The organism is Kitasatospora sp. NPDC048298, assembly GCF_043201465.1.
GTDB lineage: Bacteria > Actinomycetota > Actinomycetes > Streptomycetales > Streptomycetaceae > Kitasatospora.
Genome location: NZ_JBICYZ010000072.1, coordinates 16,633 through 34,858 on the forward strand (window position 1 = coordinate 16,633; position 18,226 = coordinate 34,858).

Below are 18,226 nucleotides of genomic sequence, written 5' to 3' on the forward strand. Positions count from 1 at the left end.
CGACACCTGACGGAAGGGCAGAGCCACCTGACTGTGCGTGCCGACGGTGTTACTCTCCAACCAAGAGAGAGCTGACTCTCACTTGTCGGCCGGATCGCCACGTCGCTCGTCCTGGCCCCGGACCCGCAGGGGAGAGCGGTTCCGCTCAGCGTTCGCTGCTCTTGTGGCCCTTCGGCCGGTGAGGAGAGACCATGACCGCCCCCGCACCGCAGTTACCCTTCGAGCGCCCCAACGCCCTGGACCTGGCGCCGCTGTTCGCGCGCCTGCGCGAGGAAGGCCCGATCACGCGGGTGACGACACCCGCCGGCGACCCGGCCTGGCTGGTGACCCGCTACGAGGAAGCCCGGGAGATCCTGAGCGACACCCGGTTCTCCCGGCTGCGCCCCGACGTCGAGGGCGCCCCGCGGATCTCCGCCTCGGCGCTGCACACCCGCCCTGCCCCCACGCCCGAGGAGGAGGACCGCGAGCACACGCGGATGCGCCGGATGCTGGCGCCCGCGTTCAGCGCGCCGCGGATGCGCCGGATGGGCGAGAGGATCGCGGAACTCGCCGCATCCTGCCTGGACACGATGGAGAGGGAGCGTTCCCGGGATCCGCAACGCGCCGTCAACCTGCACGACCACCTGTCGTTCCCGCTGCCGGTCATGGTGATCTGCGAGCTGCTGGGCGTGCCGGTGGAGGACCGGGGCCTGTTGCGCGGCTGGTCGGAGCGGATCGCCGCGCTGTACGGCGGCGCCGACGGGGCCGCCGCCATGGCCGAGTTCGAGGCCTACGTGGCCGCGATCGCCGAGGAGAAGCGCCGGCACCCGGGGCAGGACGTGATCAGCGACATCCTGGCCGTGCAGGCGCAGGACCCCTCGTTCACCGAGGAGGAGATGACCCGCCTGGCGGTGGGGCTGCTGTTCGCGGGCCACGAGACCACGTCGACCCGGATCGACCTGGGGGTCCTGTTCCTGCTCAGCGACACCGGCCGCCGCGACCGCTTCGCCGCCGACCCCGACGGGTCGGCCCGCGCCACGGTGGAGGAGGTCCTGCGGATGGCCGCGCCCGGCGCCCTGGGCCTGACCCGCTACGCCCGCGAGGGCGTCACCGTCGGCGGGGCGGCGATCGCGCGGGGCGAGGCGGTGCTGGTGTCGATCAACTCCGCGAACCGGGACGGGCGGGTGTTCGAGGAGCCGGACGCCTTCGACCCGTCGCGTTCCCCCAACGCGCACCTCGCCTTCGGGTACGGCGGCCACTACTGCATCGGCAACGCGCTGGCCCGTACCGAGATGCAGATCGCGCTGACCGGGCTGTTCCGGCGCTTCCCCGGCCTGCGGCTCGCGGTGGACGCGCGCAGCCTGCGCGACCACTCCGAACGGCTGGCGGGCGGCATCGGCGAGGTGCCGGTCCTGTGGTGAACGGGGATCAGCCGCGAGAGCGGCCGGCCGCGCGGGTGACGGCGGACGCCTCGCGGTGCGTGTCGTCGGGGCAGTGTGCGGTGACCGCGCCGTCGGTGTTCGACCAGGACGAGGCCGGGCAGGTCGTCGTGCTGGCCGCCGAGCCCGTCGGGCCGGCGGCGGAACAGGCCCGCGAGGCGGCCGCCAGGTGCCCGGTCACGGCGCTCCGGTGGCATCCGGCGGGCTGACCGGCGGCGGTGCCGGCCGCCCGGCGGGGCGGCCGGCACCTGCCTCGGCGTCAGGGCGTGCGGGGGCGCAGCGCGGGGGCGGGACAGGGCAGCGGACGGGCCCCGGCGGGGGAGAGGCCGTCGAGGACCAGGGCCAGGTACCGGCGCCAGCCGTCCTCGCCCGGGTCGATCGTCCACAGCACCGAGACCAGCATGACGACGATGCGGTGCAGGTCGTCGGGCACGAGGTCGGCGCGGATCGCGCCCGCGCCCTGACCGCGCGCCAGCAGGTCGTCGAGGGCGGCGAAGAACTCCTCGCCGGTCGCCGGGGTCAGGACGCCGGCGGCCCGGGCGGCGGCCAGGACGTTGAAGTCGCCGGCCACCGATTCCAGGGCCGCCGCCAGCACCCGGGCCAGCCCGGACGCGGGGTCGGGGTCGTGGGCGGCGGCCTGGATGACGGGCCGCACGTTCTCGCCGAAGCGCTGGTCCAGCACGGCCCGCAGGAGCGCGGCCTTGTCGGGGAAGCGGCGGAAGAGCGTCGCGGGCCCGACACCGGCCCGGCGCGCCACCTCGTCGAGGTGGGCTTCGGGGCCCTGTTCGGTGAAGACCTCCCGGGCAGCCCGGATGATCTTCTCAGCGTTGCGGGCGGCGTCGGCGCGCAGCAGCCGGGGAGCGTCGGGGACCATCCCCGCACCCTATCCAAGGGCCGCCGGTCGGCTCCCGTCGAGCCGCCGGGCAGTTCAGCCGTCGAGCCGCCGGGCAGTTCAGCCGTCGAGCCGCCGGGCCGCCGGGCGAACCGGCCCCGCGGCCACGTCCGACCACGGAAGCGGAAATCCATTGGGAGACACCAGCCCCGACCAGCCACACTGACCGCATGCCGCACGAAGCCGATCAGTTCCTCGCCGACCTCGACCCGCTCTCCCACGCGGAGCGCCAAGAGCTCGTCGCCCGCACGGCCCGGCAGCTCGCCTCCGACGGCGAGCTCCCCGGGCTGCTGTCCGACCTGGAACGCTCCGGCGTGTACGGCCGGCGGCTGGCCGCGCTCGCCGCGTCGGCCGGCCGCGCCACCGGCTACCTCGCCGAGCGGCTGACCGACCCCGACCCGGTGGTCCGCGGGTACGCCCTGCGCGCCGCCCGCACCCACGGCATCCCGGACGAGGCGATCGAGGCGGCCTTCACCGGAGCCTCCTGCGCCCTGCGCCGGCAGCTGGCCCGGGTGGTGCGGCAGGGCCGCCGGCACCGGCTCGCCGAGCGGCTGGTGGGCCGTCTGCGCGCCGAGTGGGGCGACGCCGAGGCCGCCCGGCTGCTCTCCGCCTGCAGCCCCGCGTTCGTCGCCCGGGCGCTGCCCGACCTCGCGCACGCCGCGCCGCTCGCACAGCTGGCCGCACGCTTCCCCGACGAGGTCCTCGACCACCTGGAGCAGGTGCTCGCCGAGCGCCCCGAGACACTGCGGCTCGGTCAGTGGCCCGCGCTCGCCGACATCCTCGGCACGGCCGCGCGAACCCGCCCCGAACGGGTCCTCGGCCTCCTGGAACGGTTCGGCCCGGACCTCCCGCTGCGCCGCCACCACCTGCCGGCACTGGCCGCCGCGGACGCCGAACGCACCGTCCGCATCCTCGCCGACCCGCGGCGCGGCGCGCTCGGGCCGTACACCGCACCGCCCACGAGCGGCACACTGCGCCGACTGGTGCGCGCGGACCCGCCCTCGCTGCCCGCCCTCGGCCGCCACTGGCTGGCCGCGCCCCGCTGCTTCGTCGCCCTGCTGCGCACCCTTCCGCCGGGCCGGCGCGACGCGTTCCTCGACCTCGTGTACGACGGCGCCCTGCCGCGGGAGGGCGAACTGCCCGCTCTGCTACCGCTGTTCCCGCATGCCCGCCGCCACGCCGAGGCGCGGCGGCAGGCCGCCGCACGCCTCGCCGAGGGCCGCCCCTGGGCCCGGATCGCCCCCGTCCTGGCCTACCTGCCCACCGAGGAGGCCCAGCCGCAGCTGCGGGCGGCCCTGTCCCGCCCGGACGCAGACGACCGCGCCGCCGCCTGGACGGGCCTGCTCGCCAACGCGGCCGCCTCCGACGACCGGGCCGCCGTCCAGGACGCGCTCGCACTGCTCCCGCGGCTGCGCAACGAGCAGGACCCGGTGCGCTGCGCGGCGCTGACCGCACTGGTCCAGGTGCCCGCCCGGTTGCTGACCCCGGCGGCGGTGCCCCACCTCGACGCCGCCGTGCAGGACGCGGTCGACGCCCGCGACTGCTCGTACGCCACCCGGGCCGCCCTGCAGCGGCTGGTCGCCGAGGTACTGCGCGAGCACGCCCTCGCCGACGGGGCCGAACTGGTCGACTGGGCACTGCGGAGCCTGCGGCGGATCGCCGGGCAGAGCGGCACGGTCGAACTCGGCCCACTGGAGCACCGGCTGCGGCGGGGCCAGGAACACTCCGTGTTCGCGACCCTGCGGCCGTGGCTGGACACCATGGCCGACACCGCGGAGTACTGGCTGCTGTTCACCCTGACCCGCTCGCTCGGCCGCCGCGCCCGGGGCATCCCCGAGCTGCAGGAACTCCTCCTGCACGCCCTCCAGTTCGGGTCGGACGCCGCGTTCACGAAGGCCGCCGGCCTGTGGCTGGACGACCCGCGCACCCGCGGCGCCCGGGTCGCCGAGATCCTCGAACTCGAGCCCTCCGCCGCCGTCCTGTCGCCGGTGTGCGAGGTGCTGGTCGAACAGCGCACCGACCTCCTCGACCCGCTCCTCGCCCCCGAACCGCCGTACGGGAGGTTCCTGAAGCGCCCGCAGCGGGCGGTCCTGCCCCCCACCTGGTCGGCGAGCCGCTGGACCCCGCGCCAGTGGCGGGCCACCGCCCGGCTCGCCGCCACGGCGGCCGGCGACCCGACGCTGCCGCTGCACGCACGGGCCGCGGCCGTCCGCGCCGCCGCCGCGATACCCGAGTACGGCGAGGCGGTCGTCCGCGCCCAGCTGGACTCCGCCGAGGTGGTGCTCGCCGAGGCGGCGCTCGCCGCACTGGTCTGGACGGACCGGCCCGCCGACGCGCTGCGCGACCTGCTCGCCCACGCGGGCGGCGACCGCGCCCGGGTCGCGGTGTACGCGGCCACCCGGGCCGCCCGGTTCGCCCCGCCCCACGAGCTCGCCGAGCAACTCGGCGCCCTGCTGTCCGGAACCCACGGCAGCAAGGTGACCAGCCGCAAGGAGGCGGTGCGGCTGGCCGCCGAGCACCTGCCGCCGCGGACCGCCTCAGACCTGCTGGTGGCCGCCTGCCGCGTCGAGGGCCAGCACCACGACGTACGCGCCGCGGCGGTCGCCTTCGCGGCCGGTCTGCTGGACGCCGAACCGGTCTGGGACCTGCTCGCCGAAGCCGCCGAACAGGCCCCGCCGCCCGTGCGCCGCGCCGTCCTGCGGGCCGACCCGGCGCACCTGCCCGAGGCCCACCGCGCCCGCTACGCCCGCCTGGTGGCCTCCGTCGCCGCCGCGGCCGACCCGGAGGTCGCGGCACCGGCCCTCGCCGCGCTGCCGCGGTGGGCCGTCTGGGCCCCGGAGACCGCCGACGTGGCCCGACGGGCCGTCACCGACCCGGCGAACCGCGGCGGCTGGCAGCAGGCCGCGGGCGCCGTCCGCGCGCTCGCCGCCTCCGGCCTGCCGCACCCGCTCGGTGGCGCCGCCCCCGGCAGCCTGCTGCACCGCACCCTCACCGAACTCGCCGCCGCCACACGGACGGACGACCTCCACGCCGCCGACGACCGGGACCTCCCGGCCCGCCGGAGGCTCACCCACCTCGCCGACCTCCCCTCCGACGACCACTACCGGCCACTGCTCGCCGGCACCGCCGACCTGCTCGCGGCCGAACCCGACCTGGCGGGCGTCCGAGCGGCCGCGCTGCGCCGCCTGGTGGACCCGGCGGCCGGCCCCCAGGCACTGGCAGACGCGCTCGGCGCCCTCGCCGACGCCCACCGCGGCCGCCCGGCGGCCGCCGCGCTCACCGCGCTGACGCTGCTGCAGGAACACGCCTCCGGCCCGCTGCCGCCGCCCGGGACATTCGACGCGCTGGCGCACACCGCCCGCCGCGACGACACCGACCCGGCCGCCGGACTGTTCGCAACGGCGCTGACCGAGGCGTTCGGGGACCGCCTCGGCTGGCCCCGGGAATGGCGGGCCCTGCTGCGCGAACTGCGCGGCCACCCCTCGGCGGACGTCCGCGAGCGCGCCCTCGCGGCCGTCATCCACCGGGAGTGACCGCCGGCCGGCCCGCCCGACGTACGGCCACCACCTGCGACGGGGCTCCTCCCAAGTAGTGGCGCCCCGGCCCCGGCGGCTCGACCGCCGGGGCCGGGCGACCACCACGGCCCGGTTCCTCGAAGCACGGTGAAGGCACGTACGGCCCGTTCACGGCTGATGTCAGAACGACGCGCTTCACCGAGGCTCCCTACGAACGGTCAGGCAGGATATGAGGGTGACTTTCACCGACCACTTACCGGCAGGAACACGGCCTCCATGGCAGAGCTCCACGCCGCTGCGCTGATCTGGGATGCCTACGACGAGCGCAAGGACGGACCTGCGCACATGCCGTTCTTCTACACGGCGCTGCGCTACGAGAATTGGTGGGGGACAGGGGCCACGGCGGAGCAGCTCCACCACCTTGCCATCACGCACGGCATCCCGGTGGCATGGACGCCTCCGGCGCGGGTGCTACGCGATCTCGTGGATGCCGGGTCCAGCCATGCGGCCAAACTGTCCGTCCTGGAAGCAGCCGAGGACGAGATCCGCGCCCACTGCCATACGCTGTTGGACGAGTGCACGTCCTCATGGGCCGAGACGGGTCCGGAAGTCGGCCGCCACGTCCTGGCGGCCCGGGACGACGGACACCGACAAGCAGCGGCGTGCCTGGCTCTGGCGGCAGCAGAAGACGTCATGTTCGCCGTGGCCAAGGTCGACCGCTCGCAGAAGTACGAGGGCTTGACCGCAGCTGCCGGCCGGCCGCTGCGCAAACGACCGTGGATGGTCGACACCCAGCTCGCCCTCGCGCCGATCGAGCCGCTGTTCACCCAGTACTTCCCGGAGAGGAGCAACCCGATCCCCGAGACCCTCTCACGGCACGCTGTGCTGCACCGTCTTCCCCTGGAGCACCTCAACACCGGTCACAGTATCGTCGCGATCATGTTGCTCGTATCCCCGATGCGACAGGCCCAGCAGGACGCCTTCGAAGCGGAGATGGACGCCGCCCAATACGACGAAGAGGACTGAAGCGTCCGCGATCCGGCCGAGCTGCCACGCGCCGGAGCGAACCCGGTACAGTCGGCGCGCTTCGTTCGTGAAGCAGGGGAGGACACATGAACATCGACATGGTGCGCGCCGCGATAGGGCCGGAGAGCCCGGGCAAGGTAATCGGATCGGGCATCTACGTCTGGTTCGACGCGGCGACGGTCGAGCACCCGGTGCTGTACATCGGCAAGTCGGGCAACGTGGCCAGGCGAACGAGCAACGAACGGACGTGGACCGAGCAGTTCAAGGACGCGCGTCGACGTGGCAACACCCTGTGGTACTCAGCCGGTTGTGGGCTCTCTGCCGTCCTGGCGGCCGCTGCGGACCCGCAGGTGTTCATGTGGGCCTTCGGGAAACCGGAAGCGGCCGCCACCGAGAGGGCGCTGATCCGTCTGGCCGCGATGACCGGCGGCACACCGCCCGCCCAGGGCGGCGGCTGGGGCTGGGGCCGCGGAGACCAAGCCGGGAGCCCGGATGCGGTGCACCAGCTGCTGAACCTCTGGTTCCAGGAGGACCACATGGTGCACCGGATCGCAGAAGCAGGTACGTGAGCGGTGTCCTTGGCGGCTACCCGGCCGCCACCGTGGTCGTAGAGGTCTCGAAGGGGTGCCGACGTACGCCTTCCAAGTGCCCGGCTCTCCCGTACCTCTCCGCAGAGCGGCGGCGATCGGCGCCTTCGAGACGCCACCGGCACTGCCGAAAGCCTGATCACCCGTTGGTCCTTTCGAGAAGCTGCGCCTGCCGTTCGGTGCTGACGGCACATGTGCGTAGAGTGCGGATATGCCAGGAAGTGACGAATCCGTGGCGGCAGGGCGTGCGGAGCTGCTGGGTGCGTTGAGTGAGCTGGACGTAGGGCTGGCTGGCGGCATTGAGCGCGGGCATGGTGCACACCGCCGGTTCGAGCCTCTGGTTGAGCGGCTGCGGACGCCAGCAGCCGCTTTCCTCCGGCTTGAGCTGGAGCGTCGACTCGCCGACTATGTCGAGGCGAACGACTCGTTCGCCCGGGACCAGATCGCCCATGCCCTGGCAGGTGCCTGCGGCGAGGCGGCCCTGCCGACCTTGCTGCGTGCGAGCGTGAGTGATCGCAACGATGATCGAGACACCCTGCAGCTCGACCTTCTCGGACTGCTCTCAGCCTGGCCCGAGACGGCGCATCATCTGTTGCTCGGCTGCGTCGCCTCGCGTGACCCCGGGACGAGGCGAGTAGGTATCTGGGGCCTGAGCGTCACCGACTTCGGTGGGGCCAAGTACTTCGAACTCGTCGCCGATGCGGCGTCCGACCCGGACTCGGGAGTGCGTGCCGACGTGATGAGCACCCTCGGAAGCATCTTCGGCGTGGGGGACCTTCCACGCGCCCGGGTCCTTCTGATGGCTGGCGCCTGTGATGCGGTCCCCGAGGTACGGCGAGCCGCCGTGCAGGCTCTCGGGCCGGCGCACGACCAGACCGTCACCGACCTGCTGGTGACCCGCGCCGAGGACACCGACCACTGGGTCCGATTCTGGGTCGCATGGTCGTTGGCCCACCGGCCTGGCCCGGCGGTACGCACCGCACTCGAGCGGCTTGCCGGGGACGAAGACAACGACGTCCGTGAGGCCGCGCGCACGGTCCTGGGATTTCCGACCACCACGTGAGCCTTCCTGTCCTTCGTCCGCAGCCCAGTCACGTTCGAAGGCGTCGGAGAAAATCGCGGGCTCCTCGGCGGCCGCTGCGACACAATCCCAGGATGATCGGCAACCGGATCACCCATCGCATCGCGGACGGCGTCCGCATACCCGGAACCTGGCGGCACGCCTTCATCCGTAACGGCGGCCACTACTTCCTCACCGACCTCTTCATCTACGCCGACGGGATCGTCGACTGCTGGGAACTGGTCACCGTCGAGGAGTTCGAGGAGAAGCTGCGCTCCGGCTGGGTGGCGACCACCTTCCCGGAGGGCGGGGAGGCGTCCGCGCACGACCTGGCGCACTGGAAGTTCAGCGAGCCGGAGAGCTGGCTCACACCTGACCTGCTGGTCGCCGAAGTCCGCGACACCATCGACCAGTTGAACGGCCGGCCCGACTCGACCGGCCGTTGCCTGGCCGCCGTCGACGTGTTCCTCGCCGACCGGACCGAGGAGAACCGGGCCGTGGCCCGGGCCGCCTTCCTGGCCGTCCCGGAGTCGCAGCGCCGCTACGCGCTGGGCGACATGGACAGCAAGGACCGGCCGCTGCGGATCCTGGTGGCCGGGCCCGGAGCCCGGACCTACCTGCCGTTCGACGGAACGGTCACGCAGAAGGACTACGACAGCGCCCTCGCGTACTTCGAGGAGCGAACCCGCTGGAGGGCCGAGCGGCCCAAGCGCGTCCCCGCGGACGGACCGGTGGCGTCGCACGCCCCGGCGGTCCAGCTCTACCACTCGTACCCGAACAAGCCGGTGGACGATCCCGGCAAGCTCGGCCTGCGCAACGACTACCCCGCCCCGATCACGGTGGGCGGGGCCGGCTACCCCTCCGTCGCCCATGCCTACTGGGCCCTGTCGGTCGTCGAACCCGAGGTCCGTAGCGCGATCGCGACGGCCGAAACCGCCACTGCGGCGCGCAAGCTCGCGGCCGAGGCGCCCCGCCGCGACGGCTGGGAGCAGGCCCGGACCGCCGTCATGACACGGCTGCTGCGGGCCAAGTACGACCAGCACCCCGAGCTGGCCGAGATCCTGTTGGCGACGGACGACGCCACGGTGATCTACGACGACGTGCAGTCGGCCTTCTGGGGCGACAACGCCGGCCAAGGGCGCAACTGGGCGGGCCGTCTCCTCGAACTCGTCCGTTCCGAGCTGCACGCGCGGAGGGCCGGGATCTCGGCCCTGTGACGGGACCGGGCGAGCAGGCTGTCCTCCGTCGACCGTCAGGTCGCCCCTCCCCGACGTGTCTCAGCCCGCGCCGGCCGCTCCGGCGTCCGGTGCGGACAGCACATCGAGTTCGTGGCCGATCGCCTCGCGCAGGGCGTCATGCTCCGGTCCGAGCGCGCTCGCGGGATCGTGCCAGTTCTCCGCGGGATACCGCCACACCGGGTGGCCGACGAGATCCGGGCTCTCCCACTCGAACCGGGGCCAGACATGTGCGTGGAGGAAGTCGTCGGTGTTTCCGAGGATCTCCAGGTTCACGCGCCGGAACTCCGGGTCCAGACGCCGGCAGGCCCGCTCCACGGCCTCACCCAGCCGGTCCATGTCCGCCAGGAAGGCCATCCGCTTGCCCCGGGGAAGATCGGACAGGCGCCGCACATCGGGCTCGTCCACCAGGAGAACCGAGTACCCGGGCAGGAACTGCACGTCACCGATCACCGCGAAGCCGGCGTCGAGCCGCCGGAGCACAGTGGGGTTCACGCCTCCCAGGGCACTGCCGATCCTGTCGTCCCGCCAATCGCCACCCATGACAGCGCAGCCTATACACGCGCGCCGTCGGTCGCTCCCGATGCCCGGCGACTCCGAACGGGTCCCCCTCGCCGCTCGTACGAGTGACGACTCGTGGCGTGGACGCGAGCTGAGGCCGTCCTGGCGCGCCAGTACGCAAGGGTTCGGCCACGACTTTTTTCTCGCGGACGCGGAGGCGATCGTGACTGCCGGACGGAATGTTGGTGTGGGGCGGCTGGTTCGGGTGGCCGCGCCGGTTGTGCTGCTGGCGCTGGCAACGGGGTGTGGCGGTGGCTCGTCCTCCGGCACGACGCCCGCGTCGACAGGGTCGACCGCGGAGACGCCCGCGCCGACAGCGTCGTCCGGCTCGAATCCGAGTCCGAACGCGATCGCCACGCTCTTTCCCGGCAGCAAGGCCGCCCCGGCGGTGACCAAGGCGCAACTCCCGGCCACGCAGCTCGGCGGGCAGACCGCCGAACCCGTGGTGCTCGCCGGACGTCCCAGCACCCCCGAAAGCGGCACCGACGCTGTCGCCGCCTCCGCCGCCGGCACGACGATCGGGTCCGTGCATCTGGCGGCAGGAAGCTTCTCGGTGGTCGACAACCCGTGTACCGGAAGGACTCTTCACTCCGGGGACACCTGCACTCTGACGGTCGCGTTCCTTCCGGCGACCGTCGGCACGCAGAGCGCCGAACTCACCGTCTACACCTCGGCGACCGACGCGGTCTACCGCGTCGAGCTGGTCGGTGAGGGGCTGGAGCCGGGCGCACCTTCACCGTCACCTTCACCGTCACCTTCGGGGAACTCGCCCACGCCCGAGACCACATCCTCGGCCGCGTCGCCCTCGGCCGCGTCGCCCCCGGTTACGTCGCCCCGGGCCACGTCGCCCTCGGCCGGAGCAACGGGGAGCTGAGGCGTCAGCCGAGCGTCTCGATGCGGATGTCGTCGTCGTCCCGCAGGATCACGGTCACGTCCTCGGGCTGGCGGCGGTCGTACGAGACGAGGTAGTAGCGGGCGCTGGACTTGGCGAGCAGCATGAACCCCCGGTACTGGTAGCGGTACGGCCCGCCCGAATCGCCGAGGTCCCTGAAGTCGATGCCGCTGGCATCGTGGGTGATGAGGGAACGGGAGTAGATCAGGACGCTGACCCGTCCCGCGAATCCGGCTTCCGAGTCGCGAATGGCCTGGCCGTCCCCGGCTTCGTCCGCGTAGTGCGCCAGGGAGAAGAACAGGCTCATCGTCAGCAGCCCGATGAGCACCGCGCCGGCGAGCAGCGGGATCCGCCCGCCGGCCAGCGGATTGCCCCGCTCCCGGAGGCCGGCCCGGTAGAGGCGCAGCGAGAACAGCGCCAGCGCGGCGCCGAGCGCCACCACCAGCGGAGGAATGACCGTGCGCGGCCAGCCGGCCTTCAGAAGTGACAGGACGCTGTCGAGCCACCAGGGTGGCTGGGTGAAGACGAGGAATCCCGTGAGGAGCAGCAGGCCGCCGGCGAGTCCGAACGCGACAGCGGCTCGTTGCCGCAGCGGCTTTTCCCGCGGACGCGCCAGCCAGTGTTCGACCAGGGCGAAGAACGCCAGGACGAGGAGCGCGCACCACAGCAGCGCCCAGAGCGGGAGGAACAGGGCGGTGGGGCTGACGGTCAGGTAGCTCTCACGCGACAGCTCCAGGTCGCTCGTCGGGACGCCGAGGTGGCCGTAGTACGACGTCGTGTAGGTCCTGCCGATGTAGTACAGCAGGCCCACGACGACCGATCCCGGGGCCACGACGTAGGCGGCCTTCTCCAGGAACGCCCTGCTCCGGTCGTCCGGCGGCTTGGCCGCGGGTTCGGGGGCGGCCGCGGTGTCGTCGGTACCGCGGGCGGCCCCGGCGCGCGCCGCCGGCCGGCGGACACGGCGAGCCGCGCCCCTGGCACGAGAGGGACGCTAGGTCACCGGTCATCCAGTTTCATGCCCCCACAACGAGACACCTCATGCTTCGGTCACGGACGGCCCGACGCCGGTGCGGGCGTCACGCGCGGGCCGACCCGGAGCGGGGACGCGGGGGCCGGCTCCTGTCCCGGCCGCTTCCGCCGCTTCCGCAGCCTCCGCTTCGGCGATGCGGCCGCGCAGCATCGCGTCCATGACGGCCGTGTACCGCTGCGTGCGGGGGCCGCCGAGGAGGAAGGGGTTCGCGGCGCCGGGCGGTTGGTGCCGCAGGTGTTCGACTCGTTCGAGGTCGTGGTCGTTCGGGTGGTTGGAGAGCTCGACCTCCACGTTCGTGCGGCGCATGACGGCCCGGAAGGAGCGGACGGAGGCGAGGTAGGTGCGCAGTTCCAGCACCGTGGAGGGCGGGTTGAGGCCGCCCCACAGCATCGCGCTGTGGTGCCGGCGTCCCGCCCGGACCGGTATGACCGGGGAGACGGTGCCGGGGGTGTGGCCCGGGGTGTGGTGCAGCTCGATCGTCGTACCGCCGAGGGTGAGCTGGGCGCCGTCCGTGATGTCGAGGTCGCGGACGGGGGCGTCGCAGGGGCGGGTACGGGTGAGCAGGTCCCAGTCGGCCGGGGACATGTGCACGCGGGCGCCGTAGCGGTCGGCGAGGGCCTGTGCGCCACCGAAGTGGTCCGCGTGGCCGTGGGTCACGACGACGTGCCGGATCGCCGCCGGGTCGGCGCCGACCGCCCGCAGCCCGGGGATGATCACGTCCTCGGTGTCGGAGGGTGAGGTGAGTGCGTCGATCAGCACGATGCCGTCGTCCGTCAGCACCGCCGTCGCCGAGACCCGGCCCGCGCTCAGTAGCACGAGGTTGTCGAACAGCTTGACGGGCTCGGGCGCGGGCAGCGGCAGCGGGGGGAGACCGGAGCCGGGTGTCAGCGCTGTCACCAGGGCCCGCAGCACGGGGTCGTCGGCGGCGAGGCGGCGGGCGCGGTCGTAGTGCGCGCGGGCGGCGGGCGGTGCTTTCGGGGGAGCGGGCGCGGGTGTCTTCGGGGGAGCGGGCGTGGCGGCCGAGGCCGGGCCCGGCGGGGCGGCCGGCGGGGCTTCGTCGGTGAGACCGAGGACGGCGAGCTGGGCGAGGCGGCGCCGGGTGAAGTCGGCTTCCGTGGCGGTCCGGCGGGTGGGGCGGATCATCGCGGTCGGGGCTCCTGGTCGGTCGGGGAGGGTCAGCCGAGGGCGCTGACCACGGTCTTCGTCGCCTGGGCGATCAGGGCGTCGTCGGAGGTGGCGCCCGCCTTGCCGCGGTCGGACAGGACGACGATCACGATCGGGCTGCGCCCGCCCGACGGCCACGCCACGGCGATGTCGTTGCGGGTGCCGTAGCCCGCGTTGCCGGTCTTGTCGCCGATCCTCCAGTCGGCGGGCACCCCCGCGCGGACGTACGGGCCGCCGGTCGTGTTGCCGACCAGCCAGTCCGTCAGCAGCCCGCGCCGGTCCTCCGGGAGGGCGTCGCCGAGCACGTAGCGGCGCAGGTCGGCGGCGAGGACGCGCGGCGTGCTGGTGTCGCGGGTGTCGCCCGGGGTCGCCTCGTTGAGGGTGGGTTCGGTGCGGTCGACGTTGGTGGTCGAGTCGCCCAGGTCGCGCAGGGACCGCTGGACGGCGGCCGGGCCGCCGAGCTCGGCGATGACGAGGTTGGCCGCGGTGTTGTCGCTGTACTGGATGGAGGCGGCGGCCAGGTCGCGCAGCTTCATGCCGGTCGCCACGTGCTGCGAGGTGACCGGTGCCCACGACAGCACGTCCTCCTGGCGGTAGGGGACGACCTTGTCCAGGTCCGCGTCGGACGCCTTCCGCAGCAGGGCCCCGGCGGCGAGCGACTTGATCGTGGACGCGAACGCGAACCGCTCGTCGGCCCGGTGGATGACCTCCCGGCCGCTGCCGGTGTCCACCGCGAACACGCCGAGCCGGGCGCTGAACTGCTGCTCCAGTGCGGCGAAGGAGGCGTCCGCCGAGCCGGTCGCGGGCGCGCTCGCCATCGCCGCGCTCGGGGCCGCTGCGCTCGCCACCGTCGCGCCGGGGGCCGACGCCGTCGAGGCGCTGCCCGCCCGCCCGCACCCGCCGACCAGCGCGGCCACGAGCAGGGCCACCGCGGGCAGCGCGGTGCGGGGGCGGTGGAGGGCGTGCGTCATCGGTGGTCTCCCAGCTGGTTCGTGCGGTCGCGGTCGCGGTCAGGGTTGCGGTCGCGCCGTCGCGCTCAGCTAAACAGGCCGCCGACCTCCCAGTCCAAGACCGCAATCGTGAAGCGGACGATAAGAAAACACGTATGATTACTGGCCATGGACCTGCTGGGGCACCTCCGCCACTTCCGCGCCGTCGCCGAGGAACGGCACTTCGGCCGCGCCGCCGAGCGCCTGCGGATCGCCCAGCCCTCGCTCTCCCAGCGGATCCAGCGCCTCGAACGCGAACTCGGTGTGACCCTGTTCGACCGCGGCCCGCGCGGCGTCGACCTCACCCCGGCGGGCCGGTTGCTGCTCGCCGAGGCCGAGGAGACGCTGGACAGCGCCGCCCGCCTCCTCGCCACCGCCGCCGACCTGCGCAGCGGACGGGCCGGTACCCTGCGCGCGGCCGTCCCGCCCGAACTCGGGCCGGCCGCCCTGGCCGCGCTGCTCACCGGCTTCGAGACCGCCTCCCCGGGCACCCGGCTCGAACTGCGGGAACTGCCGGTCGCGGCCGTGGTGCGCGAACTCGCCCAGCACACCGTCGACGTCGCCGTCGTCCGTCACCCCTGCCCGGCCGACGGACTGGCCTTCGGGCCCGTCCTGCACCAGCCGCTCGGTGTCCTGCTCGCCGCCCGCGGTCCGTACGCCGACCGCCCGGAGCTCGCGGTGGCCGAACTGACCGGCCTGCGCCTGGTCCTCTTCCCACGCGCCGCGGCCCCGGCCCTGTACGACGAGGTCCTCACCACGCTGACCAGGCACGGCTGCACCCCCGAGGCCGTCGTCGATCCGCCGGGACCGGACGTCGCGGGCGCGCTCGTGCTGACCGGCAGCGCCATCGCCCTGGTGCCGCGCACCACACCACCACCGGGTACGGTCTGGCGTCCGCTCACCGGCACCCCGCTGGCCTGGCGGACCTCCACGGCCTGGCCGGCCGGGCGGGGCGGGCCCGCCGTCCGGCTGTTCGCCCAGGCCGCCCACGAGGCGCTGACCGGACCCGGCGGCCTGCTGCCCCAGCCGCCCAACCGCCCGCTCTACCCCCGGCCCGCAATGGAGTTCCCGCTGTGACCAGCGACCGCACCGCAGCCGACCGCACGGCCGCCGACCGGACCCGAGCCGACCGCACGGCCGCCGACCGGACCCGAGCCGACCGGACCCCGCACAGCCGGGCCGCGCGCACCCGCATCGCCGCGGCCTTCGCCGACGCGGGCGTCACCGGCTGGCTGCACGCGCGCGACCTCGACACCGGCGCCGAGATCGCCCTCGGCGCGGACACCGCCGTCAGCACCGCCAGCGTCCACAAGGTCTGCCTGCTCGTGACGCTGTACCGCGAGGCCGCCGCCGGACGGATCGACCTGACCCGGCAGGTCGACGTGCCCGCAGCCGGCCGCACCCCCGGGAGGACCGGCCTCGGCGCCATGCTCGACCCGGCCCGCCTCTCCCTGCGCGACCTCGCCTACCTCACCGCGGCCGTCAGCGACAACACCGCCGCCGACACCCTGTGGGACGAGATCGGCCTCGACACCGTCAACCGCACCATGGCCGACCTCGGCCTGAGCCGCACCGTCGCCGTCCACAAGCTCCGCGACCTCATCGCCGCCCTCGCCGAGGACACCGGCTCGGACTCCCCGGTCGACCCCGCGGTCGTCGCCCGCCTCAGGGTCCTCGACCCCGCCTTCACCAACCACAGCACTCCCCGCGACATGACCACCCTGCTCGCCGCCCTCTGGCACGGCGACGCCTGCCCCGGCGACCACGGCGCCGCCCTGCGACGCCTCCTCGGCCTCCAGGTCTGGCCGCACCGCCTGGCCTCCGGCTTCCCCTACGACGACGTCCGCGTCCACGGCAAGACCGGCACCCTCCCCACGCTGCGCCACGAGGTCGGTGTCGTCGAGTACCCCGACGGCGGCCGCTACGCGCTCGCCGTCTTCACCCGCGCCGCCTCCACCGCCATCACGCTGCCCGCCGCCGACGCCGCCATCGGAACCACCGCCCGCCTCGCCGTCGATGCCCTCCGGGCACGGGCGGCAACCGGCGCGACGGACTGACCGCGGCGGTGGTGCCGGGCACGGGCGGCTCACCGGTGATCCGCGGCCCGCCGAAACACCCGTGCCCGGCACCGGAAGGCACCAGGACCGGCCACGCCACGCCACGCCGTGGCCTTGGCCGCCGAGTCCTCGAAGTCCGCCGCGGCACGCTTCGACGGTGCCAACCGGGTCGCGGGCTCCGACGAGGATGCGTGATCCTGATCCCGCTGCTCCGGTCCACCGCAGGACCCGGCGGGCCGGGCCGGCCTTCGGACGAGGAGTCGAGATGGACACAGAGCGGGCCGCAGCGAGGCACTGCCTGGTGACCGGTGCGAGCGGCTACATCGGCGGCCGCCTGGTGCCCGAGCTGCTCGCCCGGGGACACCGCGTCCGCTGCCTGGTGCGCAACCCCGCCCGGCTGCGGGACCAGCCGTGGCGGGCGGACGTCGACATCGCCCCCGGCGACGTGAGCCGGCCCGAGACCCTCGCAGCGGCTTTCGACGGCGTCGACGTGGCCTACTACCTGGTGCACTCCCTCGGCACCGGACCGGCCTTCGAAGCCACCGACCGGGCGGCGGCCCGTGCCTTCGGAGCCGCCGCCGCGGCCGCGGGCGTCACCCGGATCGTCTACCTGGGCGGTCTCGTCCCCGCCGGGGTGCCCGAAGCGGACCTCTCGCCCCATCTGCGGTCCCGCGCCGAGGTCGGTCGGATCCTGCGCGGCAGCGGTGTGCCCACGGCCGAACTGCGTGCGGCCGTGATCATCGGCTCCGGCAGCGCCTCGTTCGAGATGCTCCGCCACCTCACCGAACGCCTGCCCGCGATGGTCACACCGCGGTGGGTCTCCACCCGGATCCAGCCGATCGCCGTCCGGGACGTCCTGCGCTACCTGGCCGGCGCCGCCGGTCTGCCACCCGGAGTGAACCGCACCTTCGACATCGGCGGCCCCGACATCCTGACGTACGCGCAGATGATGCACCGCTACGCTCGGATCGCCGGACTGCGACCGCGCCTCATCGTCCCCGTGCCGGTCCTCACCCCCCGCCTCTCCAGCCACTGGGTCGGCCTCGTGACCCCGGTGCCGAACTCCATCGCCCGTCCGCTCGTCGAGTCCCTGCGCCACGAGGTCGTCTGCGGCGAACACGACATCGCCCGGTGGGTGCCCGACCCGCCGGAGGGCCTGACCGGTTTCGACCAGGCCGTGGCCCTCGCCCTGCGCCGGATCAAGGACGCCGACGTCGCCACCCGCTGGTCCTCGGCCTCCCTGCCCGGCGCCCCCAGCGACCCGCTGCCCACCGACCCCGACTGGGCCGGCGGCAGCCTCTACCAGGACCTCCGGGAACGCACCGTGACCGCGTCACCCGCCGCCGTCTGGCGGGTGATCGAAGGCATCGGCGGCGACAACGGGTGGTACTCCTTCCCGCTCGCCTGGGCCCTGCGCGGCCGGCTCGACCGGCTGGCCGGCGGCGTCGGCCTGCGCCGGGGCCGGCGCGACCCCGCCCGGCTGCGGGTCGGCGACTCCCTCGACTTCTGGCGGGTCGAGGAGATCCAGCCGGGCCGGCTGCTCCGGTTGCGCGCCGAGATGCGGCTGCCCGGCCTGGCCTGGCTCGAACTGTCCGTCACACCGGACGGTGAGCACCGCACGCGCTACCGCCAGCGGGCGCTCTTCCACCCGCACGGCCTGGCCGGCCACGCCTACTGGTGGTCGGTCGCGCCGTTCCACACGGTGGTGTTCGGGGGAATGGCCCGCAACATCACCGAACGCGCCCGCCAGGAGCGGTGACACCGCCAGGCCACCCGGCCACGCCGGGTCCGCCGTCGAGG

General features: G+C 74.1%; 16 protein-coding genes. 11 read left to right on the plus strand and 5 right to left on the minus strand.

The window, feature by feature from the left end; all coding sequences use genetic code 11:
* Positions 1-191: 191 nt before the first annotated feature.
* Entirely contained in the window at positions 192-1,400 is a 1,209-nt protein-coding gene (locus ACGF0D_RS35980; RefSeq protein ID WP_392923571.1) for a cytochrome P450, read from the plus strand.
* 35 nt (positions 1,401-1,435) lie between these two features.
* Positions 1,436-1,627, plus strand: a complete 192-nt coding sequence (locus ACGF0D_RS35985; RefSeq protein ID WP_392923623.1) for a ferredoxin — start codon at positions 1,436-1,438, stop codon at positions 1,625-1,627.
* Positions 1,628-1,677: 50 nt separating this feature from the next.
* Here the strand turns inward: ACGF0D_RS35985 and ACGF0D_RS35990 are convergent, their stop codons facing one another.
* A complete protein-coding gene (locus ACGF0D_RS35990) occupies positions 1,678-2,292 on the minus strand; it encodes a TetR/AcrR family transcriptional regulator (RefSeq protein ID WP_392923574.1) in 615 nt (204 codons plus the stop codon).
* A 188-nt stretch (positions 2,293-2,480) separates the two neighbouring features.
* Between ACGF0D_RS35990 and ACGF0D_RS35995 the strand changes: the two genes are divergently transcribed.
* The 5 genes from ACGF0D_RS35995 to ACGF0D_RS36015 all read left to right on the plus strand — a co-directional run bounded on the left by ACGF0D_RS35995 (position 2,481) and on the right by ACGF0D_RS36015 (position 9,715).
* Positions 2,481-5,843, plus strand: a complete 3,363-nt coding sequence (locus ACGF0D_RS35995) for a hypothetical protein (RefSeq protein WP_392923577.1) — start codon at positions 2,481-2,483, stop codon at positions 5,841-5,843.
* A 258-nt stretch (positions 5,844-6,101) separates the two neighbouring features.
* A complete protein-coding gene (locus ACGF0D_RS36000; RefSeq protein ID WP_392923578.1) occupies positions 6,102-6,851 on the plus strand; it encodes a hypothetical protein in 750 nt (249 codons plus the stop codon).
* Between the two features lie 86 nt (positions 6,852-6,937).
* Complete coding sequence (locus tag ACGF0D_RS36005; protein WP_392923581.1) at positions 6,938-7,420, plus strand: hypothetical protein; 483 nt, start codon at positions 6,938-6,940, stop codon at positions 7,418-7,420.
* A gap of 229 nt (positions 7,421-7,649) precedes the next feature.
* Positions 7,650-8,501, plus strand: coding sequence for a HEAT repeat domain-containing protein (locus ACGF0D_RS36010; RefSeq protein ID WP_392923583.1), 852 nt, complete (start codon positions 7,650-7,652; stop codon positions 8,499-8,501).
* Positions 8,502-8,593: 92 nt separating this feature from the next.
* Positions 8,594-9,715, plus strand: a complete 1,122-nt coding sequence (locus tag ACGF0D_RS36015; protein ID WP_392923585.1) for an NADAR family protein — start codon at positions 8,594-8,596, stop codon at positions 9,713-9,715.
* 60 nt (positions 9,716-9,775) lie between these two features.
* Here the strand turns inward: ACGF0D_RS36015 and ACGF0D_RS36020 are convergent, their stop codons facing one another.
* Positions 9,776-10,276, minus strand: coding sequence for an HIT family protein (locus tag ACGF0D_RS36020; protein ID WP_392923625.1), 501 nt, complete (start codon positions 10,274-10,276; stop codon positions 9,776-9,778).
* A gap of 181 nt (positions 10,277-10,457) precedes the next feature.
* Between ACGF0D_RS36020 and ACGF0D_RS36025 the strand changes: the two genes are divergently transcribed.
* Positions 10,458-11,168, plus strand: coding sequence for a hypothetical protein (locus ACGF0D_RS36025; RefSeq protein ID WP_392923630.1), 711 nt, complete (start codon positions 10,458-10,460; stop codon positions 11,166-11,168).
* 4 nt (positions 11,169-11,172) lie between these two features.
* On the opposite strand, the gene ACGF0D_RS36030 is transcribed toward ACGF0D_RS36025, so the two are convergent.
* From ACGF0D_RS36030 to bla, 3 genes are all read right to left on the minus strand, one after another.
* Positions 11,173-12,018, minus strand: a complete 846-nt coding sequence (locus ACGF0D_RS36030; RefSeq protein ID WP_392923587.1) for a hypothetical protein — start codon at positions 12,016-12,018, stop codon at positions 11,173-11,175.
* Positions 12,019-12,222: 204 nt separating this feature from the next.
* Entirely contained in the window at positions 12,223-13,359 is a 1,137-nt protein-coding gene (locus ACGF0D_RS36035; RefSeq protein WP_392923590.1) for an MBL fold metallo-hydrolase, read from the minus strand.
* A 32-nt stretch (positions 13,360-13,391) separates the two neighbouring features.
* On the minus strand, positions 13,392-14,351 hold the full coding sequence (gene bla / locus ACGF0D_RS36040) for a class A beta-lactamase (RefSeq protein ID WP_392923593.1): 960 nt from the start codon (positions 14,349-14,351) through the stop codon (positions 13,392-13,394).
* 147 nt (positions 14,352-14,498) lie between these two features.
* Here bla and ACGF0D_RS36045 point away from each other — a divergent pair, with 147 nt between their 5' ends.
* The 3 genes from ACGF0D_RS36045 to ACGF0D_RS36055 all read left to right on the plus strand — a co-directional run bounded on the left by ACGF0D_RS36045 (position 14,499) and on the right by ACGF0D_RS36055 (position 18,185).
* On the plus strand, positions 14,499-15,446 hold the full coding sequence (locus ACGF0D_RS36045; protein WP_392923596.1) for a LysR family transcriptional regulator: 948 nt from the start codon (positions 14,499-14,501) through the stop codon (positions 15,444-15,446).
* A gap of 116 nt (positions 15,447-15,562) precedes the next feature.
* A complete protein-coding gene (locus ACGF0D_RS36050) occupies positions 15,563-16,426 on the plus strand; it encodes a serine hydrolase (protein WP_392923626.1) in 864 nt (287 codons plus the stop codon).
* Positions 16,427-16,691: 265 nt separating this feature from the next.
* Positions 16,692-18,185, plus strand: a complete 1,494-nt coding sequence (locus tag ACGF0D_RS36055; protein ID WP_392923599.1) for an SDR family oxidoreductase — start codon at positions 16,692-16,694, stop codon at positions 18,183-18,185.
* The last annotated feature ends 41 nt before the right edge of the window (positions 18,186-18,226 follow it).